We start from the raw sequence: 2,953 nt of genomic DNA on the forward strand, positions 1-2,953 counted from the left end.
CAAGTCTCTTACGCGCACGGCGGATAGGGACCGAACTGTCTCACGACGTTCTAAACCCAGCTCGCGTACCGCTTTAATGGGCGAACAGCCCAACCCTTGGGACCTACTCCAGCCCCAGGATGCGACGAGCCGACATCGAGGTGCCAAACCATCCCGTCGATATGGACTCTTGGGGAAGATCAGCCTGTTATCCCCGGGGTACCTTTTATCCGTTGAGCGACACCGCTTCCACATGCCGGTGCCGGGTCACTAGTCCCAGCTTTCGCTCCTGCTCGACCCGTCGGTCTCGCAGTCAAGCTCCCTTGTGCACTTGCACTCAACACCTGATTGCCAACCAGGCTGAGGGAACCTTTGGGCGCCTCCGTTACATTTTGGGAGGCAACCGCCCCAGTTAAACTACCCACCTGACACTGTCCCTGATCCGGATCACGGACCGAGGTTAGACATCCAATTCGACCAGAGTGGTATTTCAACGGCGACTCCACGGACACTGGCGTGCCCGCTTCACAGTCTCCCACCTATCCTACACAAGCCGAACCGAACACCAATATCAAGCTATAGTGAAGGTCCCGGGGTCTTTCCGTCCTGCCGCGCGTAACGAGCATCTTTACTCGTAGTGCAATTTCGCCGAGCCTGTGGTTGAGACAGCTGAGAAGTCGTTACGCCATTCGTGCAGGTCGGAACTTACCCGACAAGGAATTTCGCTACCTTAGGATGGTTATAGTTACCACCGCCGTTTACTGGCGCTTGAGTTCTGAGCTTCGCCCCGAAGAGCTAACCCGTCCCCTTAACGTTCCAGCACCGGGCAGGCGTCAGTCCGTATACATCGTCTTACGACTTCGCACGGACCTGTGTTTTTAGTAAACAGTCGCTTCTCACTGGTCTCTGCGGCCACCCACCGCTGCCCACCGCAAGGGTGTTGACAGTAGATGGCCCCCCTTCTCCCGAAGTTACGGGGGCATTTTGCCGAGTTCCTTAACCACAGTTCGCTCGATCGCCTCGGTATTCTCTACCTGACCACCTGAGTTGGTTTGGGGTACGGGCCGCTCGGAACTCGCTAGAGGCTTTTCTCGGCAGCATAGGATCATCCCATTCGCCTCATTCGGCTATGCGTCAGGCCTCACCCTGCATGTCCGACGGATTTACCTATCGGACGGGCCACACCCTTGCACCGGTACTACCACTCACCGGTAGGACTACCTTCCTGCGTCACCCCATCGCTTGCCTACTACCAGTCCAGGTCCCGTGTTCCACCCCATCGCCCACAAGTGGGTCCAGGAGCTTCAGACGGTTAGTATCGCTGGGTTCAGCATGGGCGTTCCTTCGCGGGTACGGGAATATCAACCCGTTGTCCATCGACTACGCCTGTCGGCCTCGCCTTAGGTCCCGACTCACCCTGGGCGGATTAGCCTGGCCCAGGAACCCTTGGTCTTCCGGCGGGGGAGTTTCTCACTCCCCTCTCGCTACTCATGCCTGCATTCTCACTCGCGTGGCGTCCACGGCTGGATCACTCCGCCGCTTCCACCGCCACACGACGCTCCCCTACCCATCCACACACCTGGCCGGCACCACGAAGGTGACGACGGGCAACGTGTGAATGCCACGGCTTCGGCGGTGTGCTTGAGCCCCGCTACATTGTCGGCGCGGAACCACTTGACCAGTGAGCTATTACGCACTCTTTCAAGGGTGGCTGCTTCTAAGCCAACCTCCTGGTTGTCTCTGCGATCCCACATCCTTTTCCACTTAGCACACGCTTAGGGGCCTTAGCCGATGATCTGGGCTGTTTCCCTCTCGACTACGAACCTTATCGCCCGCAGTCTCACTGCCACGCTCTCACTTACCGGCATTCGGAGTTTGGTTGACGTCAGTAACCTTGTGGGGCCCATCGGCCATCCAGTGCTCTACCTCCGGCAAGAAACACGTGACGCTGCACCTAAATGCATTTCGGGGAGAACCAGCTATCACCGAGTTTGATTGGCCTTTCACCCCTACCCACAGCTCATCCCCTCAGTTTTCAACCTAAGTGGGTTCGGTCCTCCACGCGGTCTTACCCGCGCTTCAACCTGGCCATGGGTAGATCACTCGGCTTCGGGTCTAGAGCACGCGACTCACACGCCCTGTTCGGACTCGCTTTCGCTACGGCTACCCCACACGGGTTAACCTCGCCACGTACCGCTAACTCGCAGGCTCATTCTTCAAAAGGCACGCAATCACCCCGCCCGAAGGCTAAGGCTCTCACGGCTTGTAGGCACACGGTTTCAGGTACTATTTCACTCCCCTCCCGGGGTACTTTTCACCTTTCCCTCACGGTACTTGTCCGCTATCGGTCACCAGGGAGTATTCAGGCTTAGCGGGTGGTCCCGCCAGATTCACACCGAATTTCACGGGCTCGGTGCTACTTGGGAAACACGTTCGGGAGGACGGCAGTTTTCGTGTACGGGGCTCTCACCCTCTACGGCGACCCGTTCCAGCAGGCCTTCCACTAACACACCGTCTTTCTGACTCCCCGTGCCCTCGGCAGAGAACACAGAACGGTCCCACGACCCCGCTCCCACAACGCCTGCCGGCTATCACATGGAAACGGTTTAGCCTCATCCGCTTTCGCTCGCCACTACTCACGGAATCACTGTTGTTTTCTCTTCCTGTGGGTACTGAGATGTTTCACTTCCCCACGTTCCCTCCACACGCCCTATGTGTTCAGGCGCGGGTCACACCACATGACTGGTGCGGGGTTCCCCCATTCGGAAATCCTCGGATCAACGCTCGGTTGGCAGCTCCCCGAGGCTTATCGCAGCCTCCTACGTCCTTCATCGGCTCCTGGTGCCCAGGCATCCACCGTGTGCCCTTAACAACTTGGCCACACAAAACCTACAAACCACGAACCCCCAACCACCCGGCCCGAGCCCTCCCCGAAGGAAGAACACCGTGCCGGAAGCGAGGGTCCGGAACTGTT

The 2,953-nt window shown here is 58.3% G+C and carries 1 rRNA gene; it reads right to left on the reverse strand.

Annotation, left to right across the window (positions count from 1 at the left end):
• A 23S ribosomal RNA gene (locus DQ240_RS22965) occupies positions 1-2,859 on the reverse strand; the annotation flags it as partial.
• Between the last annotated feature and the right edge of the window lie 94 nt (positions 2,860-2,953).

This window comes from Blastococcus sp. TF02A-26 (genome assembly GCF_003319125.1).
GTDB lineage: Bacteria > Actinomycetota > Actinomycetes > Mycobacteriales > Geodermatophilaceae > Trujillonella.